Source organism: Desulfacinum infernum DSM 9756, assembly GCF_900129305.1.
GTDB lineage: Bacteria > Desulfobacterota > Syntrophobacteria > Syntrophobacterales > DSM-9756 > Desulfacinum > Desulfacinum infernum.
Genome location: NZ_FQVB01000040.1, coordinates 1 through 19,894, shown reverse-complemented (window position 1 = coordinate 19,894; position 19,894 = coordinate 1). Strand labels below are relative to the sequence as shown.

Here is a 19,894-nt window from a genome sequence, read left to right as displayed (position 1 = left end):
TTTGCGAAAAGTTTCCTTCGAGGACCTTCCCCTTTACGAAAGCAAGGAGTTGTACCATGGCGGAAAGACCTGGAGCCGTAACCATGCGGGGAGCCCCGCTCACACTGGTGGGAAACGAAGTGTCGGTCGGCACGAAGGCTCCCGATTTCCAAGCTCTGAACAACGATCTCCAACCCGTGAGCCTTTCCCAATTCAAGGGGAAGGTGGTGGTTCTGTCTTCCGTTCCATCCCTGGATACGCCCGTGTGCGACATGGAGACGCGGCGTTTCAACCAGGAGGCGGAAAACCTGGGCGATGACGTGGTGATTCTCGCCATCAGCATGGATCTTCCCTTCGCCCAGAAGCGCTGGTGCGGTGCGGCGGGTGTGACCCGCGTGAGCACCCTATCCGACCACCGGGATGCGTCTTTCGGCCAGGCCTACGGGGTTCTCATCAAGGAGTTGAGGCTCCTGGCTCGGGCCGTCTTTGTAGTGGATCGGGAGGGCGTGGTGCGCCATGTGCAGTTGGTGAAGGAGATTGCCGAAGAACCCGACTACGCGGCGGTGCTCGAGGCGGTACGCCGATGCCTGTAGCCGGTGCCTTGGACCGGCTGGAAACGGCCGGGGCAAGTTTGGTGCAGGAACGGCGGGCTGCGATGGTTGTTGGAAGGATCGCCCTCCGCTGAGGGCGATCCTGGATTCGGGTGAACATCAATCAGGAGGATTCTGGAAATGGCGGAAAGAAGAGAGCTTTATAAGTGCGAAGCATGCGGCAACATCGTCGAGGTTCTGTGGGGCGGTCAGGGTGAACTGGTCTGCTGCGGCCAGCCCATGGTCCTCTTGAAGGAGGGAGTGGTTGACGCAGCCAAGGAAAAGCATGTGCCGGTGGTGGAAAAGATCGCCGACGGCTATAAAGTGAAGGTGGGCAGTGTGGCCCATCCCATGGAGGAGAAACATTACATCCAGTGGATCGAGCTCATCGCCGATGGGATCTCCTACATTCGCTTCCTCAAGCCCGGGGATGCTCCCGAGGCGGAGTTCTGTGTGAAGGCGGCATCGGTCACGGCCCGCGAATACTGCAATCTGCACGGGCTCTGGAAGGGATAAGAAGATGCTGAGCGAAAAGATGCAAGGGGCCCTCAACGCCCAGATCAACGCGGAACTCTATTCGTCCTATCTCTACCTGGCCATGGCCGCCCACCTTAATGAAGTGAGCCTGGGCGGTTTCGCCCGGTGGATGGAAGCGCAGGCGTTGGAAGAGCTTACCCACGCCATGAAGATCTACGACTATGTGAACGAACGGGGCGGCCGAGTGACCCTGGCGGCCATCGAGGCTCCGCCGTCCCAATGGGATTCGCCGCTCCACGTGTTTGAAGAGGTGTACAAGCACGAGCAGAAAGTCACCGGACTGATCAACGATCTGGTGGACCTGGCCATTGCCGAAAGGGATCACGCCACCAACAACTTCCTCCAATGGTTCGTGAAGGAGCAGGTGGAGGAAGAAGCCAGCGCCGATGAGATCCTCCAGAAGATCAAGCTCATGGAGAACGCTCAGGGGGGTCTTTTCATGCTGGACAGGGAGCTGGGGCAGCGCGTCTTCAACCTGCCTCCGGGAACGACCCTGGTGGCTCCGCCCGCATCGGCCTAGCACCATCGACTCCGCCCCACGGGTTCCGGGAGCGGGGAAAACCCCGCCCCGGGGCCCTTTCTCGCCATCCCACCCTGATTCTTTGCCAAGGAGGTGCCCATGGCGCTGTCCAGTCAAGAACTCCTGGATGCCTTCTGCCAGGCCGTGGAGATCAAGGAGGAGAAGCAAAAGCTTTACAAGGAAGCCATGGAAGGCTGTTCCGATGCCGTGGGCAAAGAGACCTTTCAGCTGCTCTACGAATCGGAGAAGGAACACGGCGGCTTGGTCCAGGAGATCTACGAGGAGTTGAAGGCCGGCAAGGCCTGGGCCGATGCCTGCCGGTACGTTCCGCCCGAAGAGGATCTCATGGCTAAGCTCCTCCAGAGGGTATCGCCCAAGGAAGGCAAGCTGGCGGACGGCTGTTCCGATGAACTGGCCGCCCTGGAGACGGGGATTCGTCTGGAAGAGGCCTGCATCCGACTCTTTGAAGAGAAGCTGGAAAAGGCCACGGATCCTCTGCAGAAGGAATTTCTGAGCCGCATGTCGTCGGAGGAGCGCGAACACCGGCGGATCCTGGAGGACCTCAAGTTCTACTATACGGATCCCCAAGGATGGTTCATGGAAAAGAGCGGTGCGCGCTTGGACGGAGCAGGGCCGGTCACCTAGCAGCCTGTCCGACAACGGCAAATTTGCCTCGTTCAACGCCCCTTCGTCATCCCCGCGGAAGCGGGGATCCGGGATTCACAGCACGTTATGGACTCCCGCTTGCGCGGGAGTGACGGTTGGGGGAGTTCTCGGACAGCCTGGGATCCTGTCCGAGAAGCCGGGGACGACCGGTTCTCTCGTAGCGCAGCCGTTTAGGGCTGCGGAGGAATCCGCGAGCTTCGGGTGAGCCGGCGGGATCTGCCTGTCGCTTCATCGGGTTGCGATGGCTCTTTTCCCCGGGGCTGAAGCCCCGCGGGGAACGCTCCTAGGCTCCGCCGGTACCCATGCCCAAGCGGGAAAGTCCCAAGCTCCCTACTCCCTGATCCCGCGGCCTTGAAGGGCTGTGCCGGTGGAGAGAGGGCGCTGGATCCATCCTCGGACAGCCCTCCGCAAAAAGACCGCGTCTTGAGGGCCGTCCGTCGGCGCGGAAAGGCTCGGACCTATGGCGGATTTTCTCTGCGGCGTGCGGTCTTCTCCTCCTGTGGTGCAGGCCCTCCTGGCGACCCTCTTCACCTGGGGCCTCACGGCCCTGGGGGCTTCCGCCGTCTTCTGGATGGGCTCCTACAGGCAGCGCCTGCTGGACGCCATGCTGGGCTTCGCCGGCGGGGTGATGATCGCAGCAAGCTACTGGTCCCTGCTGGCCCCGGCCATCGAGATGTCGTCCGGATCGGCCATGCCGTGGCTTCCCGCCGCCGTGGGATTTCTTACGGGAGGCCTGTTCCTCCGGGGCGTGGACGCCGTCCTGCCTCATCTTCACGTGGGCTTCCGGATGGACGAAGCCGAAGGGATCCCGACCCGATGGAAGCGTTCGGTGCTTCTCGTTTTGGCCATCACGATCCACAACATCCCGGAGGGCCTGGCGGTGGGAGTGGCCTTCGGAGCGGCCGGCTCCGGCTTCCCCGGCGCGAGCCTCGCAGGAGCGGCGACGTTGGCCTTGGGTATCGGCATTCAGAACTTTCCCGAGGGGCTTGCCGTCTCGGTGCCCTTGCGGCGGGAAGGCATGGGGCGGCTCAAGAGCTTCTGGTACGGCCAGCTTTCCGGCGCGGTGGAGCCGGTGGCGGGGGTGGTGGGGGCCGTGGTGGTGGGGCTTTCCAGCGCCATTCTGCCCTATGCCCTGGGCTTTGCCGCCGGAGCCATGATCTTCGTGGTGGTGGAAGAGGTGATTCCCGAATCCCAGCGAAGCGGCCATGCGGATCTGGCCACCATGGCGTGTCTCGTGGGATTCGTGGTCATGATGGTTCTGGATGTGGCCCTTGGGTGAGAGCAGACCTCTGATGAATACGAACGGACGCGGAAGACTTACTCGTGGATGTTGGAGGGGAGGGAGGGGCGGTCTGATTCTCTGGTGCTTTCTTTCCGTCCTGCCTTCGGCGGTGGGAGCGGCGCCCCACAGCGACGCCACCCAGGAATGCCTGGCCTGTCATGTGGATGCCACGCCGGGCATCGTTTCCGACTGGCAGCGAAGCCGCCATGCGGAAACCACGCCCGCCGACGCCCTGCAAGCGGCTCCCCTTCACCGAAAGGTGAGTTCGGAAGAAATCCCCCAATCCCTGCAGGGCACCAGCGTGGGCTGTGCCGAATGCCACACCCTGAACCCTCAGGACCACAAGGATACGGTGGAACACAACGGCTATTCCATGCACGTGGTGGTCACTCCCCGGGACTGCCGGACCTGCCACCGGCAGGAAGCGGATCAATACGGGGAGAACATCATGGCCCACGCCTATGGGAACTTGGTGAACAACTCCCTCTATGTTCAACTGACGGAATCCATCAACGGCATCCAGGTCCTGGAATCGGGACGCCTGAAAACGGCCGAAGTGCATCCCCAGACCAACGATGATGCCTGCCTCAGCTGCCACGGCACCCGAGTGGAGGTCCAGGGAACGGTTTCCCGGGAAACGGACCTGGGGGAGATGGATTTTCCGGTCCTCACCGGGTGGCCCAACGTGGGGGTGGGACGCTTGAACCCCGACGGCTCCAAGGGGTCCTGCTCTTCGTGCCATGCCCGCCATGCCTTTTCCATCGAAGTCGCCCGAAAGCCCGACACCTGCTCCCAATGCCACAAGGGACCGGACGTGCCCGCCTACAAGGTCTATCAGGTGAGCAAGCACGGGAACATCTACGCATCCCAAAAGGACAAATGGAATTTCCGAAACGTTCCCTGGGTGGTGGGAAAGGATTTCAACGCTCCCACCTGCGCTGCGTGCCACGTGAGCCTGCTGGTGGATGAAGGGGGCAACGTGGTCGCCCAACGAACGCACCGCATGAACGACCGGCTTCCGTGGAGGATCTTCGGTCTGATCTATTCCCACGCCCATCCCAAGAATCCGGACACCTCCTCCATCCGCAACGCCCAGGGTCTGGCCCTTCCCACCAACCTGGACGGAAGCCCCGTGAAGGAGGCCTTGATCGACGGAGAGGAGCAGGAGAGGCGGAGGGCGAACCTCCACGCCGTCTGCCTCGGATGCCATTCCACCAGCTGGGTGGAGGGCCACTGGGACCGGTTTCAGAAGACCTTGGAAGAGACCAACCGCATGACGCGCACCGCCACGGAGATCATGGGACGGGCCTGGGAGCGGGGAATCGCCCGGGGCCCCGGCAGCGATGGAAACCCCTTCGACGAGCCCATGGAAAAACTGTGGGTGGAGCAGTGGCTCTTTTTTGCCAATTCCATCCGCTTCTCGTCGGCCATGATGGGATCCGATTACGGGGTGTTCGACAACGGCCGTTGGTACCAGTCCAAGGGCTTGCGCGAGATGATGAGGCGGCTGGAGATGGGGCGCCCGGGGGCCCGCGACGATGAAAAACCGTGATGCCGCCACCAGGGAGCGGAGAAAGGTAAAGGTGCAGTGATGTGGAAACCGAATCTGATTCTGGTCTTGGCGGTGGGGCTCTTGGGATGTGCCCTGGCCCCTCCCGCAAGCGTGGCGCAGGACGGAGGCGTTCCCCAGGTGGGTGAGTCCTTTCCCGACGTGAAGCTCCCGGCTCCGGACGACCCGGCCATGCGGGCCTACCTGGGGCTGGGCTCGGACGATTTCTTTACCGTGAACCAGGTGGATGCGGACGTGGTGCTGGTGGAGATCTTCAGCATGTATTGCCCCTATTGCCAACGGGAAGCGCCCGTGGTGAACGAGTTCTACAAGGTTGCTCAACAGAAGTCGAAGCCCGGCAAGACCGTCAAGATTCTGGGGATCGGGGTGGGAAACTCCCGGTTCGAAGTGGACGTCTTTCGAAAGAAGTACCAGGTGCCCTTCCCGCTCATCGCCGACGGAGACTATCAGGTCCACAAGCTCCTGGGCCAGACCCGCACCCCCCATTTCATTGCGATCAAGCGCTCGGCCGACGGATCTCGGCGGGTCATCTATTCCCAACCGGGTTCCTTCGGCGAGCCGCAGGACTTCTTCGAAAAACTGACGGCCGACCGGTAAGCGGTATGTCCGGAATCGGTCCGTCACAGGCTCACCCTTGGATATGGTACGGACGGGCGGGCATAAAACCCGCCCCTGCAAGAATGGTTTGACCACGATAGTAGGGGCGGGGTTTATCCCCGCCCGCCGGGAGCTTGTCCGAAAACGATTGATTTGCGCAGTGATGGAGAAAACCGGTGAAAAGGGCACCGTTCTGGAGTTGCCTTCATGGATGAGGCGATGGCGGATTGAGTGCCGCGATCATCGGCCGGAAACAAGGGATAAAGAGATGACGAAAAGCAAAAGGATGAAGAGGCTGGCGTGCGGCGTCCTGGCGACGGCCCTGCTCCTGGCGGCGCCCCAAGGGGTCTGGAGCGTGTCCGAGCAGTTCCAAGGCAAAATCTATCAGCCGGGGCATCTCAAGCCCGTCGATTCGGTCCCCGTCCTCAAGGTCGGCGATCCGGCGCCGGACTTCAAGCTCCCGTCCATCCAGGGGCCGCGGGTCACCTTGTCCCAATACCGGGGCAAGAAGAACGTGGTCATCTCCTTCGTACCCGCGGCCTGGACCCCCGTCTGCTCCGATCAATGGCCGGGATACAACATCGCGCGGGACCTCTTCGAAGCCTACGACGCCGTCCTTCTCGGGATCACCGTGGACAATCTGCCCACGCTCCACGCCTGGACCCGGGAGATGGGGGGCGTCTGGTTTCCGGTGCTCTCCGACTTCTGGCCCCACGGGCGAGTGGCTTCCAAATACGGCGTGTTCCGGTCTGACGGCATGACCGAGCGGGCGATCTTTATCATCGATAAGAAGGGCATCATTCGCTACATCGATGTGCACGACATCAACAAGCGCCCGCCCTTGGAGGGCATCATCCAGGAGCTCCAGAAGATTCAAGGCGGTTCGTAAGGGGCGGCGATGGCAAGGACGGAAAGCGCCATGAAGAAAGTGGTTCTCTTTTCCTTCAACGGCGAAGGGATGTGCTTCGTCCATGTGCTGCTCAATGCCCTGGACATGCAAGGACGCGGGTTCCAGGTGACGGTGGTGGTCGAGGGTGCCTCGGTCCGGTTGATTCCCGAACTGGCGCGCCGCGAACATCCCGTGCACGAACTGTACAACCGGGTGAAGACGCAAGGGCTCTTCGCCGGCGTGTGTCGAGGCTGCGCCGCCAAGCTCCGGGTGCTGGAAGCCGTGGAAAAGGAGGGACTTCCCCTCATCGCGGACATGAACGGGCACGTGAGCATGGGGCGCTATGTGGAGGAAGGCTGGCAGGTGATCACCTTTTAACAGGGAGGAAGAAAAGATGGCCAAGAAGCGCTACAAGGTTCGCGGACAGTGTCCCCAGTGTGCGTGCGGTGACGTGACCTTTCTGGGGCCGGAGAAGCTGCAGGAAAAGTACATCGGCCCGCAGGACGAGATAGAGATTCTGTGTCCCACGTGCGGCACCAAGCACAAGGCCACGGTGGAGCATGTGGAGGAAGTCGAGGAGTAGACGGCGAAACAGGAGGGTGCCGTGCCCAAAGCCCTGATCGTGTATGCCACGCGGACCAATCAGACCAAGAGCATCGGAGAACTCGTCGCGGAAGGTCTTCGAATGGCCGGCGTGGACGTTCGGATCCTGAGCGTCCAGGAATTCGACAAAACCGGGGTCAACCCGGAAGACTTCGACGCCTTGGTGCTGGGATCCGCCACCTACCACGGCGAGATGATGCAGCCCATGAAGACCTTTCTTTTCAAGCTGGAACAATACAACCTGGAAGGAAAGGCGGGCGGCGCCTTCGGGGCCTTCGGCTGGAGCGGGGAGGCGCCGGGGCGGATCTTCGACACCATGAAGATCATCTACAAGATGAAGATGGTCGGCGGGCCCCTCATGCTCAAGTCGGCGGCGCTGGGAGGCGGCGTCCAGATGGCCCAGGGCTACGGCAAGGAGATCGCCGGGCTGCTGAACAGCGCGGGATAGGAGGCTGCCGGGAAACTCACTCAACCGTCACTCCCGCGCAAGAGGGAGTCCATAAGTTGCCGAAAATTCTTGATCCCTTCTTTCGCGGGGATGACGGATGGACGCTGGAAGAGGCAAATGAGCCATTCTAGGACAGCCTCCTGGGAGCCCGTCCGAGATGGAGGTTCTTAACCAAGCTTGCCCGCAGTCGGCGGAGGCGGCCGCTTGTCTCGTCGGCCCTCCAGGCTGCGAAGAGGGAAAATCGTAGGGGTGGGCTTTACGCCCGCCCCGACCACCCCACGGGAAAGAATCGTCCCCTGTTTGGGATGATGGAAGGAGGCGAAAGATGAATACGCCGCAACATTGCCCCGGCTTTGAACAGTTCAAGGATCTTCAGTCCTTCATCTGCAAGTGTCCGGAATGCGGAGAGGAGAAGGAGATTTTTTCCGACGAGTTCAACAAGGAGCACAAGTGCTCCCAATGCGGCAAACCCATCGACTTCAAGGTTTGCGAAGCCTACGCCGGCGGCAGGGCGTCCGCACCCAGATGATTCCCAAGGGGCTTCGGCCCCTTTTTTCGTCTGAACGATCCTGGCTACCTCGGTACCTCCCCTAAAGGGGGGAAAACATTTGCGTCCATCCGCGTTCATTCGCGGTTTTCTTTCACGGCAACGACCATTGATTGGTTGTCCAGAGGAATCGAGGCCGATATGCCCAACCATCTTGCGGGCGAAAAGAGTCCGTATCTTTTGCAGCACGTCCACAATCCCGTGGACTGGTATCCCTGGGGAGAGGAGGCCTTTGCCCGAGCCCGGGAGGAAGACAAGCCCGTCTTTTTGAGCATCGGCTATGCCACGTGCCATTGGTGCCACGTGATGGCCCATGAGTCCTTCGAAGATGAGGAAGTGGCCCGCCTTCTCAACGAGCATTTCGTGGCCGTGAAGGTGGACCGCGAGGAACGGCCCGACATCGACGGCATCTACATGACCGTCTGTCAGGTGATGACGGGCGGAGGCGGTTGGCCCCTGTCGGTCTTTCTGACTCCGGAAAGAAAACCCTTCTTTGCCGGCACCTACTTTCCCAAGACGTCCCGCATGGGCATGCCGGGCTTCTTGGACATTCTCCGGGAGATCGCCCGCCTCTGGAAAGAGGAGAGGGGGCGGGTTCTGGACGCCGGAGCCCGGATCACCGAAGCGCTGCAACTGACGGGGACGTCGGCCCAAGAGGCCGGGCTTTCGGAAAGAGACCTGGAACGAGCCTACGAGCAGCTGCGTTCCGCCTACGATGAGCGTTGGGGCGGATTCGGCCCGGCCCCCAAATTCCCCACACCCCACAACCTCACCTTCCTTTTGCGCTTTCACCACCGAAGCGGAGAACGCTCGGCCGTGACCATGGTGGAGGAATCCCTCCTGTCCATGAGGAGGGGCGGCATCTTCGATCAGCTCGGTTTCGGCTTTCACCGCTATTCGGTGGACGAGCGCTGGCTGGTGCCGCACTTCGAAAAGATGCTCTACGACCAGGCCCTTCTGGCCATGGCGTACCTGGAGGCCTATCGGGTCTCGGGCCGTGCGGGGCATGCCCGGACGGCCGAGGAAATCTTCACCTACGTGCTCCGCGATATGACGGCTCCGGAAGGCGGCTTCTATTCCGCCGAGGATGCGGACACCGAGGGCGAAGAGGGGCTCTTTTATACGTGGACGCCGGAGGAGATCCGCGCTGCCTTGGATGCGGACCTTGCCGAGCTGTTTTGCTACCGGTATGGCGTCACGGAGCGGGGCAATTTCGAAAAGGGGAGATCCATCCTCCATCACGCCCGCTCGTTGCGAGACTGCGCCGAAAGGTTCTCCCTGAGCGTTCCGGAAGTGGAGGATCGACTGGAGACGGCCCGGACAATCCTTTTCGAAAAGCGCAAGGAACGGACGGCGCCCCTCAAGGACGACAAGATCCTCACCGCCTGGAACGGGCTGATGGCGGCGGCCTTGGCCAAGGGGGCCTGGGTTTTGAACGATGCGGGATACGCCGAGGCGGCTGCCCGGGCCGTGCGGTTCGTGTGGGATCACCTGCGCGGCCCCGACGGGCGCCTAATGCGCCGCTATCGGGACGGGCATGTGGCCCACTTAGGCTGCCTGGATGACTATGCCTTCCTGGGATGGGCCCTGCTGGAGCTCCATGAGGCTACACTGGATACGGACTGGCTGGACAAGGCGGTGGAGCTCCATCACTCCCTGCTGGATCTTTTTGCGGATCCCGACCAAGGGGGATTTTTCTTTACGGGAAAAGACGCCGAAAAGCTGATCTTTCGGGAAAAGGACATCTACGACGGCGCCACCCCCAGCGGAAATTCCGCGGCGCTCAACAACCTGCTGCGCCTGGCCCACCTCACGGGGGATGGGCGTTGGGAAGAGACGGCCGATGGGGTGCTCCGGTCGTTCGCCGGAGCCGTTTCCAACTATCCGCGCGCCTACACCCACTTCCTGGCCGGCTTGGATTGGGCTTTGGGGCCGGTGACGGAAATCGTCCTGGCGGGCGCCCGCGAAGATCCCGTTCTCCAGGAGATGATCCGGATCGTGCGCCGTTCGGCCAAGCCCAGGCGCGTGCTCCTGCTGAAGGAACCCCCGCCCCGGGGCGAAACCCTGGAGCGGCTGGCGCCCTTCGTTGGCGGGATGGAAGCCGTTTCAGGCCGGGCCACGGCCTACGTGTGCGAAAAACGCCGGTGCCTGGCGCCGGTCACAGAACCCGAGGAACTGGAACGCTTGCTGGAGGGAACCAAGAAGGAGTCGGCTCGATGAACCGTTCTGCAATTTTTTTGAAAGTCGGTGCCTTGGCTCTGGTGATGGGGCTCTGGCTTGGAATCGCTCATCTATCCGGTGCCTCGGAAGCGGTGGACAAGGGGCCGGAAACTCTCATCCTGCAGTCGGGTCCCGTGGCGCCCTCCCTGGTGCCCCATTGGAAACACCAGGAACTGCTGGGGCGCTGCGAGCCTTGCCACGAACTTTTTCCCCAGAAGGCCGGCTCTGTGGACTCCCTCAAGACGGAAGGAAAACTCAAGAAAAAGCAGGTCATGAACCTGTGCGTGGATTGCCATAAACAGAAGACGGAAGCCGGCGTCCAGGCGGGGCCTGTGCGCTGCCGCGACTGCCACCGAAAGGAACTTAAGGGCCAAACCCAGTAGCTCGGAAAGGACGAGATCATGAGTGCCAACAAGCCCCTTATCAAGGTCTTCGAGTACGCTCTCAACCAGGAAGAAACGGGAAAACTCTTTTTCCAGACGGCGCTGCAGCGGCTGGGGATGGGCGCGGCGGTCAGCGCTTTCCGCCGGCTGATCGCCGAGGAGGAAAAACACATCGCCTTCATCAACCGCATCCTCGACGAGCTGCGCCAAGGGCGGGAAGTGGACCCGGGACAACTTCAGGACGTGATCCTGGAGCCCACCGACTACTTCGACGAACGGGCCAAAAAGGAATTCCTGGAACAGTGCATTGAAGGGTCCATGGTGCCCGACGTGACCGTGTTCAACACGGCCTGGCTCATTGAAAAGGACCTGAGCGAGTTCTACGGCAACATGGCGGAAAAGGCCGTGGGCAAGACCAAGAGCGCCCTGGAGATGCTGTCCCGCTGGGAGCGCCAGCATGAGCTCTTCTTCCGCCAGTTCCGGGACAAGCTGAGCGAAACCTATGCCCAAATGCCGTGGGGAGGCTGATGTGGACGGGGTCGGTCGCCGGTATCAGCGAAAGACGGCCTACACGCGCGGCGCCCTGGGCGGCGGGTACCTGGACTGGGCGTCCCAGCCCTTGCTGTTCAAGCATTATCGGGACTTGCCGACCACGGACCTTCCCGAAGAGCTGGCTCCTTCCGGGACGACCTTCCGGGAGGTTTTCAACCGGAAAGTGGGCACGTCCAAGCAACCTATGGACCTCGTCCGGCTGGGACGGATCCTGCACCTGGCCTACGGCATCACCGCTCGAAGCGGTCGCGGGCGGGACGTTCACTTCTTCCGGGCCGCCCCTTCCGCCGGGGCGCTCTATCCCTGCGAGATCTACGTATCGGTTCATGGGGTGGACGGCGTTCCGGACGGGCTGCACCATTTCGACTTGGCCCGGAACCGACTCTGTGAACTTCGCCGGGGGGCCTTTTTCGGGGACACGGACGGCTGGGCGGTGGTCTTTTTCATCACGGCCATCTTCTACCGAAGTGCCTGGAAATATCGGGACCGCGCCTACCGCTATTGCCTCCTGGATACGGGACATCTCACGGAAAACGTGGTCCTGGCGGCCGTCGCGGAAGGTGCGGCGCCCCGGGTCTTCGATCGCTTCGATGACGAACGGGTCAACCGCTTTCTGGGGATCGACCCGGACCGGGAAGCGTGTCTGGCGGCGGTGGCCCTGGGCTCGCCCGGTGTCTTGAACGATCGCCGAATTTCGGAGCTCTTCCCGGATTTCCCGGCTGCTCTGGATGGGGCGGCTCTGGATCCCGTCCAGCCCGGGGCGTCCGTCATGAGCTCTTCGGACAGGATCCCGCCGGTCATCCTCCAGGTGCACAAGGAAACCGCCTCCTGGCGGGAAGGGTCTCCGGGGCCTGGCGAGGCGCTCCCCGGAGATCCGGCGGGGTGGGAGAGTGTGGGCATTCCCGAACCTTCCCACGGGGAGGAGGATCCACCCTTCGCTCAGGTGGTGTGGCGTCGCCGTTCACACCGGAACTTCACGGACCGGGGTCTTCCCACGGAAGCCTTTTCCCTTCTGGCCCACGGCCTGGCACACGGGGAGGATGGGTTTTCGTGCGTGTTCGCCTGGTTTCTGGGTGCGGGGGTGGAAAGCCTGGAGACGGGCGTTTATCTTTGGGACGAGGCGGCGTCCCGGGCGATTCTCTGGAAGCCGGGGGATCATCGAACGGCGCTGGCATCCGCCTGTCTGGACCAGCAGTGGATCCGGAACGCGGCGGTGATCTGGGCCTTTGCGGCGGACCTGGAGGGCCTGGAAAAGGACCTGGGGCCGCGCGCCTATCGCCGGGCCATGATCCAGGCGGGGCGCCTGGGTCAGCGCCTCTATCTCGCCGCCACGGCCCTGGATCTGGGCGCCTGCGGCATCGGAGCCTTCTACGACGACGAGGCCCGATCCGTTCTGGGCTTGCCTGAATCCCACCATGTGCTTTATGTGGTGGCCACGGGCCCGGTGAAGAAGATGCGGCATGTCTAAGGGGCTGTCCGAGAACTCCGCAAAACGTCACTCCCGCGCAAGCGGGAGTCCATAAGTTGCCGGAAATCCGTCATCCCCGCTTTCGCGGGGATGACGGATGGACGTTGGAAGGGACAAATAAGGTCTTGTAGGGGCGGGCTTTATGCCCGCCCCTCGGGACTGCGCCATAGGCAAGAGTCGGCGGATTTGGGGCTGGAGTTGGGGTGGAGCAGTGAAAAGAACCAGCGGAGGAACGAGTTCGAGATGGAACGATACGAATACGCCATTACGAGACATCCGGCCGAAAGTTTCAAGCAGGTGGCCTATTTCTGTGCCGACGACGGCACGTGCGCCCTGGAAGACGTGCCGGTGGATCAGGTCTCGGTCCTGGAAGGGATCCTCAATGAGCGGGGCCTGGAAGGCTGGGAGCTGGTCCAGGTAGCCTTCGGAAAGGACGGGCTCCTGGCCTTCTGGAAGCGCCCGCTGGGCGGGTGAGGATTCCCCATCTAAGACAAAGGATTGTTTGCCGGGGAGTCTCTGCCCTCGCAATTGTCGGGCGGGGATGAAGCCCGCCCCTGCATAACCGATTCGTTCGCCTTCGTGGGGGCGGATTTTCGGTTCTGCGCTTGCAGGGGCGAAGGATCATTCGCCCCTGCCGTTTCCCGCCGTTTGGCGGCACATTTTGCCGAGCGGTTGGGAAGTTGCACAGTGGATGGCTGTTCTAAAGAGAAGGAACGTGGAGGAACAATGGTATGGAAACATTCAAGGTGAAGGGCATGTCGTGCGGTCATTGCGTGAAGGCGGTGGAGAAGGCCCTGGGGGAGATCCCCGGGGTGACCGGCGTTCGGGTGGACCTGGCTTCGGGACAGGTTTCCGTGGAGGCCTCCGGGCCGGTGGATAGGACCGTGATCAAGGAAAAGATCGAAAAGGCGGGGTACGAGCTTGGCTAGTCTTTCCAAGGAAACCCTGGCGATCCAGGGCATGAGCTGCGCGGCGTGCGTGCGCCGGGTGGAAAAGGGCCTGGAAGCCGTGGAAGGCGTGCGCTCCGCTTCCGTGAATCTCGCCACGGGGAAGGCCACGGTGGAGTTCGATCCGGCGGTGGTGGATCCGAAAGCCCTGCGCAGCACCGTGCGGGAACTGGGCTACGAAACACCGGAGCCCGCCTCCGACTCCCAAGCGGTCACGACCATCCTTTCCGTGGGCGGGATGACGTGCGCGGCCTGCGTGCGCCGGGTGGAAAACACACTGAAGGCCTTGGAAGGCGTCCGGGATGTGGCCGTCAACCTGGCGTCCGGAAAGGCGGTGGTGTCCCACGCCGACGGGGCGGTTACCCCGAACGACTTCCGGAGGGTTTTGCAAGAGGCCGGTTACGAATTTTTGGGCCTGGCGGAGGACCGTCCCCGCGAGGATCCGCTGGAAGCGGCGCGCGCGGCGGAGATTGCCGACCTCCAACGGCGGGTGGCCGTCGGGGCGGTTCTGAGCGTCGTCATCATGGTCCTTTCCATGGCGCCGACCCTTGTCGGCGCCGGAAAGCTCGGTGTCTTTGCCCGGAATCTGTTGCTCATGGTGCTGACGGCTCCCGCCGTCTTCTGGGTGGGGGATCGTTTTTTTGCGGGCGCCTGGAAGGCCTTGAAGCAGAAGACATCGGACATGAACACCCTGGTGGCCTTGGGGGCCGCGTCCGCTTACTTCTATTCTTCGGCGGCCACCCTGGCGCCTTCCTTCTTCGCTCCTCCGGGAACGTTTCCCCACGTTTACTTTGACGGCGCGGCCATGATCGTCACGCTGGTGCTCCTGGGCCGGCTGCTGGAAGCGCGTGCCCGGGGAAAAACTTCCCAGGCCATTCGGCGCCTCATGGATCTTCGGCCCACCATGGCCCGGGTGATCCGGGACGGGCGGGAAGTGGAACTTCCCGTGGAGCAGGTGGTGTCGGGGGACCGGGTGGTGGTTCGGCCCGGCGAGAGGATCCCCGTGGACGGCGAGGTGGTCGAGGGGCGAACCAGCGTGGACGAGTCCATGCTGACGGGGGAGAGCGTGCCGGTGGACAAGTCGCCGGGGGACACGGTCCATGCCGGCACCGTCAACGGGTTCGGGGCCGTCACGCTGAAGACCCTCCGGGTGGGAGCCGACACTTCCCTTGCGCGGATCATCCGGCTGGTGGAAGAGGCCCAAGGGTCCAAGGCTCCCATCCAGCGCCTGGCCGACAAGGTGGCGTCGGTCTTTGTGCCGATCGTCTGTGCCATCGCGCTTGTGACTTTTCTGGTGTGGGCCTTCCTGGTTCCCGGAGCCGATCTGGGAACGGCGGTCCTCAACTTCGTCTCGGTTCTCATCATCGCCTGTCCGTGTGCCATGGGCCTGGCCACCCCCACGGCGGTCATGGTGGGAACGGGCCTGGGCGCCGAAAGCGGCATCCTCATCAAGAGCGGAGAAAGCCTTGAGACGGCCCACAAGATCGACACGATCCTTTTTGACAAGACGGGTACGCTCACCCGCGGGGAACCGCAGCTGACCGACGTGGTGCCGGCGCAGGGGACTTCGAAGGAAGAGGTTCTTCGGCTGGCGGGATCCCTGGAATCCTCGTCGGAGCACCCCCTGGGACGCGCCGTGGTGGAGCGGGCTCGGGCCGAAGGGATTGCTCTGGATTCGGTGAGCCGTTTTCGGGCCCTCTCCGGCTTGGGTGCCGAAGGGGAGGTGGCCGGAGTCGGCGTGGTGGTGGGGAACCGTCGGCTCCTTTCCCAGCGGGGAATGGATCTTTCTGCCTTGGAAGACGATGCCCGGGCCCTGTGGCAGGATGGAAAGACGGTGGTTTTCGTGGCGGCGGAAAACCGCCTGCTGGGCCTCATCGCCTTCCGGGACGAGCCGCGCGAGGAAGCGGCCCAGGCCGTGGCGGCGCTGAAACGGATGGGGCTCCGATTGGGCATGGTCACGGGAGACAACCGGGCCACCGCCCAAGCCATCGCGCGCCTGGTGGGCATCGATCTGGTGCACGCCGAAGTGCTTCCGGACCGGAAGGTGGAGGTGGTGCGCAGCGAACAGAACGGGGGCCATACGGTGGCCATGGTGGGCGACGGCATCAACGACGCTCCGGCCCTGGCGGCGGCCCACATCGGAATCGCCATGGGAGGAGGCACGGACGTGGCCATGGAAGCGGGCGACATCGCGCTCATGCGCGCCGATCTTCGCCTGGTGCCCCATGCCATGAAACTTTCCCGGCTCACCATGAAGGTCATCCGCCAGAATCTTTTCTGGGCCTTCTTCTACAATTCGGCGGGCATCCCCATCGCCGCCGGGCTTCTCTATCCCTTCCTCGGTATCCTGCTCAATCCCATGTTCGCCGCGGCGGCCATGGCCATGAGTTCCGTTTCCGTGGTGACCAACGCCCTGAGGCTCCGGCGGCTGTGGGCAAAAGAACGGCGGAAGATTGCAATCCGCGGGGAATGAATTATAGTGTCAGGAAATCAATGTTAACAAACATCACAAGGAGGAGTGAGCATGGATCGTTACGTCTGCCAGATCTGCGGTTATGTGTACGACCCGGAAAAGGGGGATCCGGACAACGGTGTGGCTCCCGGCACGCCCTTCGACAAACTGCCCGATGACTGGACCTGCCCCGTGTGCGGCGCCTCCAAGAGCGACTTCGAAAAGGAATAGCGGCGGTGCCCGAGGACTGGTGAGGAGACGCGTTCATGATTTTCGGATTCAATGCGGCGGAAGTTTTCCAGATCGCCATCGAGATCGAGGAGAACGGCAAATCGTTCTATGAGAAGGCGCAGGCCAAGATCGACGATGCCGAGGTGAAGGCCATCTTCGAGGATCTGGCTCAGCAGGAAGTGGAGCACAAGAGGCGGTTCCAGGAACTGAAGGATCAGCTGCCCCAGGGCGCCGCGGCGTCCACGGTCTTCGATCCCCAGAACGAGATGGCCGCGTACCTCAAGATGATGGCCGACAACCACGTTTTTCGAACCAGCGAAAACGTGGATGCCAAGGTTTCTCAGGTCAAGGATGCGGTGGATGCCATCAAGATGGCCATGGAGTTCGAAAAGGACTCGGTTCTCTTCTTCCTGAGCATGCAGGACGCCACGGAAGAGGAAAAGGGCCGGGCGCTCATCGGCCTGCTGGTCAAGGAAGAACAAGCCCACCTTCGACGCCTGGCCTTGCAGCTCAAGAAGATGACCCAGTAGGGCCGGACGAGGGTGTACGGAACGACGCCGGATCTTTCCCTGAAGATCCGGCTTTTTTGTCTCTTGGATGCGGCGGCCCGGGGTGGCCCCGCAGGTTTCAAACAGTGGAGGTGCCGGTCCCATGAGATGTCCCGCGGTGGATCTGAGCGAATGTGTGGATTGTGACGGCTGTCTGGAGGTCTGTCCGGAGGTGTTTCGGAGAAGTGACGCCGGCTACATCGAGGTGGCGGATCTGGAAGACTATCCGCAGGCCTGTGTGGACGAAGCGATCATGATGTGCCCGGCCCACTGCATCTCCTGGGAGGAAACGGAGACCGCACCATGATGGAAACAACGGGCGGGATACGCCGCAGGAAAAAGGAGGCGGCCCAGAAACTCCTGGATCCCCGATTCGCCGAGCGACTGGAGGAATGGACCCGGGAGGATGCCCGAAAAGTCATCAACCCGCTCATCTCTTTCTTGTGTTCCACCGACGAGACCCTGCGCGGGCACGCGGCGACCGCCGCCGGGGTGGTCATCGCCACTCTGGCCGGAAAAGACAAGGAATCGGCCCGGGTGCTCATCCGTCGGTTCCTCTGGAGCCTGAACGACGAATCGGGAGGGATCGGCTGGGGGGTTCCCGAAGCGCTGGGGGAGGCTCTGGCCCGAAGTCCCGTGTTGGCCGAAGAATACGGCCGTCTTCTCGTTTCCTTCATCAAGGAAGACGAAAACTACTTGGAACATGAACCACTCCAGGAAGGGGCCCTGTGGGCGGTGGCTCGTTTCGCCGAGGTCCGCCCGGACCTGGCGGCCCACGGCCTTCCCGACGTGCGCCGCCGGCTGGAAAGCCCCAACCCCCGCCTGAGAGCCCTGTCCCTTTGGATGCTCGCTTCGTGCGGCGGCGAAGATGATCTTCCCGCCGTGGAGTCCCTCCAAGGCGATACCGCCCCGGTGCGCCTCTACCGCAACGAAGAATTCCAGGAGACTACCGTGGGCGCCCTGGCCCGCGAAGCTGCCCGGAGCATCCGACGGCGCCTGTGAGTCCGCCCTGAAATCTCTTCTACCGCCACTCCCGCCCCGATAAGAACCCATTCACCTTCCGCGCAGGGGCGGGGTTTATCCCCGCCCAAGGGAGTCTCGCCCCGGCTTCCCGCGTTTTTCTCCCTCCCTGCTTTTCCGGCACGGAAAATGCTCAAGAAGAAATCGGCTTGATCCGTTATTCCGCTAAAAAGGGTCGTGAACACATGGTGCCCAAGTCCTACATCCTCTTTCGCATCGGGGAGCGTCTCTGCGCCGCGGACCTCCAGTCCACCGAGAGGCTCCTTCGGGCCGCAGCTCCCACGCCGCTTCCCGAGAGCCCGGCGCATCTGCTGGGAGTGCTCAACCTGGAAGGGACCCTGATTCCCGTGGTGGATCTCAGGGAGTATGTGGGGTGCGTGGCACGGGAGCTAAACCCCGACGACCGTTTCTTGATCCTGGAAAGCGGTGGAAAGCGCACGGCCCTGGTGGTGGAGGAGGTGCTGGGCGTTCAGGAGATTTCGATGGAAAACGGAGAATGGGGAGCCTCTCCGAGCGAGACCGCCCGGAAAGTGGTGGAGGGCGTGGGGAAATTTGACGGAGAGCCTGTATTGATTCTTGACGCTCAGGCGGTCGCTTCCTTGCCGGGAGGCCCGGATCGGAACCCTGGGCAGGGCGGGAGTTCATAGGAAGGATGGACAACAGGGCTGGACGGAAAACGGCCGAGCTCCATGGAGAAACACCTTCGGACGATGTCCGGAGGGTGCCGGCCTTGGTCCGTTCTTACGCCCGCAGGCACCTGGGCTTGCAGATTCCCGACGACAAGGCCCGCGACGTCCTTATTCGTCTCACCATGGCTGCCAGGGACGCGGGCTTCCGGGACGCGACTTCCTACGTGGATCACCTCTTCTCATGCGAGGGAGCGGAAGAGCGGGACCAGGTTCTGGCTTCCGTTCTGACCGTCGGCGAGACCTACTTCTTTCGGGACCTTCCTTTGCTGGAGTCCCTGGAAGAGATCGTTCTCCCCGAGATCGTTGCCCGGAAACGAAAGGATGCCCATCCAGTCTTGCGGTTGTGGAGCGCCGGGTGCAGCACGGGGGAGGAGGCCTACACCCTGGCCATGATCGTTCACCGCTTCTTGTCTTCCCATCCCGGGTGGGATTTTTCCGTGCTGGCCACGGACGTGAACGAACTCGCTCTGAAAACGGCTCGTGTGGGCCGATACCGACCTTGGTCCTTTCGACGACCGCTGCCTGCTCCCTACGAAAAGTACCTGCCGGGCGAAAACGGCCGCCGGGAGGTTCTTCCGGAATTGCGCGACAAAGTGGTTTTCCGGCGCCTGAATCTGGCGGAAGGCGACTATCCCTCTCCCGAAACGGAGAACATGGACCTTCTTTTCTGCCGCAACGTGCTCATGTATTTCGATCCCGACGTGCGGGCCGCCGTGCTGGATCGTTTCCACCGGTGCCTGGCGGACGGCGGATATCTGGTGACGGCGGCGGTGGAGATGGCCTACATGGATGGGACCCGCTGGCAGCGCGTGAGGCTTCCCAACCCAAGTTTGTCACTTTTGTGTGTAAGTTACTGATTTTGTTGTAGAGTGTTTTCAAATTCTACACTACAAATTTTTCATTCGATGGTGGTCAGCCTCCTTAATGGTCGTACCGGCAGCCCGAGAGCATTGTAAATTTTCACGTGAACCGGTTCCGGCTCGGACGTGTGTCGTATGTGAATGGCCTGCCCTTTGTCATTGACCATGCTGGTGGTCACCCGCACCTGGCCACTCAGATGCGTTCGCAAGGTGGCCCAGTGGTGACGAATTCCGCTTTCGCGAAGCGTCCTCTGGATGACGCACAGCAGATGGTAAGCAAGGACGGTAACGAAAAG

25 protein-coding genes and 1 pseudogene are annotated in these 19,894 nt (G+C 62.2%); 25 read left to right on the top strand and 1 reads right to left on the bottom strand.

Translation table 11 applies throughout. The features are described 5' to 3' along the window. Nucleotides 1-56: 56 nt before the first annotated feature. The 25 genes from tpx (at nt 57) to BUB04_RS15830 (ending at nt 19,595) form a co-directional block, all read left to right on the top strand. A complete protein-coding gene (gene tpx, locus BUB04_RS15950; RefSeq protein WP_073041312.1) occupies nt 57-572 on the top strand; it encodes a thiol peroxidase in 516 nt (171 codons plus the stop codon). Between the two features lie 138 nt (nt 573-710). Continuing rightward, nucleotides 711-1,085 (top strand): desulfoferrodoxin, encoded by a 375-nt coding sequence (locus BUB04_RS15945; RefSeq protein ID WP_073041309.1) that lies wholly within the window; start codon nt 711-713, stop codon nt 1,083-1,085. A 4-nt stretch (nt 1,086-1,089) separates the two neighbouring features. Beyond that, nucleotides 1,090-1,626: a ferritin gene (locus tag BUB04_RS15940; RefSeq protein ID WP_073041307.1), complete on the top strand. Its 537-nt coding sequence runs from the start codon at nt 1,090-1,092 to the stop codon at nt 1,624-1,626. 99 nt (nt 1,627-1,725) lie between these two features. Then, entirely contained in the window at nt 1,726-2,271 is a 546-nt protein-coding gene (locus BUB04_RS15935; RefSeq protein ID WP_073041305.1) for a ferritin-like domain-containing protein, read from the top strand. A 481-nt stretch (nt 2,272-2,752) separates the two neighbouring features. Then, entirely contained in the window at nt 2,753-3,571 is an 819-nt protein-coding gene (locus BUB04_RS15930) for a ZIP family metal transporter (protein ID WP_073041303.1), read from the top strand. Nucleotides 3,572-3,584: 13 nt separating this feature from the next. Further along, entirely contained in the window at nt 3,585-5,126 is a 1,542-nt protein-coding gene (locus BUB04_RS15925; RefSeq protein WP_084076573.1) for a multiheme c-type cytochrome, read from the top strand. A 39-nt stretch (nt 5,127-5,165) separates the two neighbouring features. After that, entirely contained in the window at nt 5,166-5,741 is a 576-nt protein-coding gene (locus tag BUB04_RS15920; RefSeq protein WP_073041302.1) for a peroxiredoxin family protein, read from the top strand. A 268-nt stretch (nt 5,742-6,009) separates the two neighbouring features. Further along, nucleotides 6,010-6,630: a peroxiredoxin gene (locus BUB04_RS15915; protein WP_245795218.1), complete on the top strand. Its 621-nt coding sequence runs from the start codon at nt 6,010-6,012 to the stop codon at nt 6,628-6,630. A gap of 30 nt (nt 6,631-6,660) precedes the next feature. Then, nucleotides 6,661-7,008, top strand: coding sequence for a cytoplasmic protein (locus tag BUB04_RS15910; protein WP_073041336.1), 348 nt, complete (start codon nt 6,661-6,663; stop codon nt 7,006-7,008). Between the two features lie 16 nt (nt 7,009-7,024). Further along, nucleotides 7,025-7,213, top strand: coding sequence for a hypothetical protein (locus BUB04_RS15905; protein WP_073041300.1), 189 nt, complete (start codon nt 7,025-7,027; stop codon nt 7,211-7,213). Between the two features lie 21 nt (nt 7,214-7,234). Then, the gene (locus BUB04_RS15900; protein ID WP_073041297.1) at nt 7,235-7,681 is read left to right on the top strand and encodes a flavodoxin domain-containing protein; all 447 of its coding nucleotides are present in this window, start codon (nt 7,235-7,237) and stop codon (nt 7,679-7,681) included. A gap of 325 nt (nt 7,682-8,006) precedes the next feature. Continuing rightward, nucleotides 8,007-8,210: a hypothetical protein gene (locus tag BUB04_RS15895; RefSeq protein ID WP_073041295.1), complete on the top strand. Its 204-nt coding sequence runs from the start codon at nt 8,007-8,009 to the stop codon at nt 8,208-8,210. Nucleotides 8,211-8,369: 159 nt separating this feature from the next. Next, complete coding sequence (locus tag BUB04_RS15890; RefSeq protein ID WP_073041293.1) at nt 8,370-10,448, top strand: thioredoxin domain-containing protein; 2,079 nt, start codon at nt 8,370-8,372, stop codon at nt 10,446-10,448. After that, nucleotides 10,445-10,831, top strand: a complete 387-nt coding sequence (locus tag BUB04_RS15885) for a cytochrome c3 family protein (protein ID WP_073041291.1) — start codon at nt 10,445-10,447, stop codon at nt 10,829-10,831. Before BUB04_RS15890 ends, BUB04_RS15885 begins: the two co-directional genes overlap by 4 nt. 18 nt (nt 10,832-10,849) lie before the next feature. Then, nucleotides 10,850-11,359 carry a ferritin family protein gene (locus BUB04_RS15880; protein ID WP_073041290.1) on the top strand — a complete coding sequence of 170 codons (510 nt, stop codon included), beginning with the start codon at nt 10,850-10,852 and terminating at the stop codon, nt 11,357-11,359. Between the two features lies 1 nt (nt 11,360). Beyond that, a complete protein-coding gene (locus BUB04_RS15875) occupies nt 11,361-12,851 on the top strand; it encodes a SagB/ThcOx family dehydrogenase (protein ID WP_073041288.1) in 1,491 nt (496 codons plus the stop codon). 243 nt (nt 12,852-13,094) lie between these two features. Continuing rightward, on the top strand, nt 13,095-13,325 hold the full coding sequence (locus BUB04_RS15870) for a hypothetical protein (RefSeq protein ID WP_073041286.1): 231 nt from the start codon (nt 13,095-13,097) through the stop codon (nt 13,323-13,325). A gap of 257 nt (nt 13,326-13,582) precedes the next feature. Continuing rightward, nucleotides 13,583-13,780, top strand: a complete 198-nt coding sequence (locus BUB04_RS15865) for a heavy-metal-associated domain-containing protein (RefSeq protein ID WP_073041284.1) — start codon at nt 13,583-13,585, stop codon at nt 13,778-13,780. Continuing rightward, entirely contained in the window at nt 13,773-16,271 is a 2,499-nt protein-coding gene (locus BUB04_RS15860) for a heavy metal translocating P-type ATPase (RefSeq protein ID WP_073041282.1), read from the top strand. The genes BUB04_RS15865 and BUB04_RS15860 overlap by 8 nt, the downstream gene beginning before the upstream one ends. A gap of 51 nt (nt 16,272-16,322) precedes the next feature. Continuing rightward, nucleotides 16,323-16,481 carry a rubredoxin gene (rd, locus tag BUB04_RS15855; protein WP_073041280.1) on the top strand — a complete coding sequence of 53 codons (159 nt, stop codon included), beginning with the start codon at nt 16,323-16,325 and terminating at the stop codon, nt 16,479-16,481. Between the two features lie 35 nt (nt 16,482-16,516). Further along, nucleotides 16,517-17,011 carry a ferritin-like domain-containing protein gene (locus BUB04_RS15850; protein WP_073041278.1) on the top strand — a complete coding sequence of 165 codons (495 nt, stop codon included), beginning with the start codon at nt 16,517-16,519 and terminating at the stop codon, nt 17,009-17,011. A gap of 121 nt (nt 17,012-17,132) precedes the next feature. Then, nucleotides 17,133-17,336: a ferredoxin gene (locus BUB04_RS15845; RefSeq protein WP_073041276.1), complete on the top strand. Its 204-nt coding sequence runs from the start codon at nt 17,133-17,135 to the stop codon at nt 17,334-17,336. After that, the gene (locus BUB04_RS15840) at nt 17,333-18,031 is read left to right on the top strand and encodes a DVU0298 family protein (RefSeq protein ID WP_084076571.1); all 699 of its coding nucleotides are present in this window, start codon (nt 17,333-17,335) and stop codon (nt 18,029-18,031) included. The genes BUB04_RS15845 and BUB04_RS15840 overlap by 4 nt, the downstream gene beginning before the upstream one ends. 167 nt (nt 18,032-18,198) lie before the next feature. After that, a complete protein-coding gene (locus BUB04_RS15835; protein WP_143156523.1) occupies nt 18,199-18,696 on the top strand; it encodes a chemotaxis protein CheW in 498 nt (165 codons plus the stop codon). A gap of 83 nt (nt 18,697-18,779) precedes the next feature. Next, nucleotides 18,780-19,595 carry a CheR family methyltransferase gene (locus BUB04_RS15830; RefSeq protein ID WP_178372019.1) on the top strand — a complete coding sequence of 272 codons (816 nt, stop codon included), beginning with the start codon at nt 18,780-18,782 and terminating at the stop codon, nt 19,593-19,595. 41 nt (nt 19,596-19,636) lie between these two features. Here BUB04_RS15830 and BUB04_RS19465 read toward each other — a convergent pair. After that, nucleotides 19,637-19,894 (bottom strand): annotated as a pseudogene (locus BUB04_RS19465) (IS1634 family transposase); the annotation flags it as partial.

Bases quoted from the DNA above. Each gene is read 5' to 3' on its own strand.
- tpx (WP_073041312.1), top strand. From the start codon at position 57: ATGGCGGAAAGACCTGGAGCCGTAACCATGCGGGGAGCCCCGCTCACA.
- BUB04_RS15945 (WP_073041309.1), top strand. From the start codon at position 711: ATGGCGGAAAGAAGAGAGCTTTATAAGTGCGAAGCATGCGGCAACATC.
- BUB04_RS15940 (WP_073041307.1), top strand. From the start codon at position 1,090: ATGCTGAGCGAAAAGATGCAAGGGGCCCTCAACGCCCAGATCAACGCG.
- BUB04_RS15935 (WP_073041305.1), top strand. From the start codon at position 1,726: ATGGCGCTGTCCAGTCAAGAACTCCTGGATGCCTTCTGCCAGGCCGTG.
- BUB04_RS15930 (WP_073041303.1), top strand. From the start codon at position 2,753: ATGGCGGATTTTCTCTGCGGCGTGCGGTCTTCTCCTCCTGTGGTGCAG.
- BUB04_RS15925 (WP_084076573.1), top strand. From the start codon at position 3,585: ATGAATACGAACGGACGCGGAAGACTTACTCGTGGATGTTGGAGGGGA.
- BUB04_RS15920 (WP_073041302.1), top strand. From the start codon at position 5,166: ATGTGGAAACCGAATCTGATTCTGGTCTTGGCGGTGGGGCTCTTGGGA.
- BUB04_RS15915 (WP_245795218.1), top strand. From the start codon at position 6,010: ATGACGAAAAGCAAAAGGATGAAGAGGCTGGCGTGCGGCGTCCTGGCG.
- BUB04_RS15910 (WP_073041336.1), top strand. From the start codon at position 6,661: ATGAAGAAAGTGGTTCTCTTTTCCTTCAACGGCGAAGGGATGTGCTTC.
- BUB04_RS15905 (WP_073041300.1), top strand. From the start codon at position 7,025: ATGGCCAAGAAGCGCTACAAGGTTCGCGGACAGTGTCCCCAGTGTGCG.
- BUB04_RS15895 (WP_073041295.1), top strand. From the start codon at position 8,007: ATGAATACGCCGCAACATTGCCCCGGCTTTGAACAGTTCAAGGATCTT.
- BUB04_RS15890 (WP_073041293.1), top strand. From the start codon at position 8,370: ATGCCCAACCATCTTGCGGGCGAAAAGAGTCCGTATCTTTTGCAGCAC.
- BUB04_RS15885 (WP_073041291.1), top strand. From the start codon at position 10,445: ATGAACCGTTCTGCAATTTTTTTGAAAGTCGGTGCCTTGGCTCTGGTG.
- BUB04_RS15880 (WP_073041290.1), top strand. From the start codon at position 10,850: ATGAGTGCCAACAAGCCCCTTATCAAGGTCTTCGAGTACGCTCTCAAC.
- BUB04_RS15870 (WP_073041286.1), top strand. From the start codon at position 13,095: ATGGAACGATACGAATACGCCATTACGAGACATCCGGCCGAAAGTTTC.
- BUB04_RS15865 (WP_073041284.1), top strand. From the start codon at position 13,583: ATGGAAACATTCAAGGTGAAGGGCATGTCGTGCGGTCATTGCGTGAAG.
- rd (WP_073041280.1), top strand. From the start codon at position 16,323: ATGGATCGTTACGTCTGCCAGATCTGCGGTTATGTGTACGACCCGGAA.
- BUB04_RS15850 (WP_073041278.1), top strand. From the start codon at position 16,517: ATGATTTTCGGATTCAATGCGGCGGAAGTTTTCCAGATCGCCATCGAG.
- BUB04_RS15845 (WP_073041276.1), top strand. From the start codon at position 17,133: ATGAGATGTCCCGCGGTGGATCTGAGCGAATGTGTGGATTGTGACGGC.
- BUB04_RS15840 (WP_084076571.1), top strand. From the start codon at position 17,333: ATGATGGAAACAACGGGCGGGATACGCCGCAGGAAAAAGGAGGCGGCC.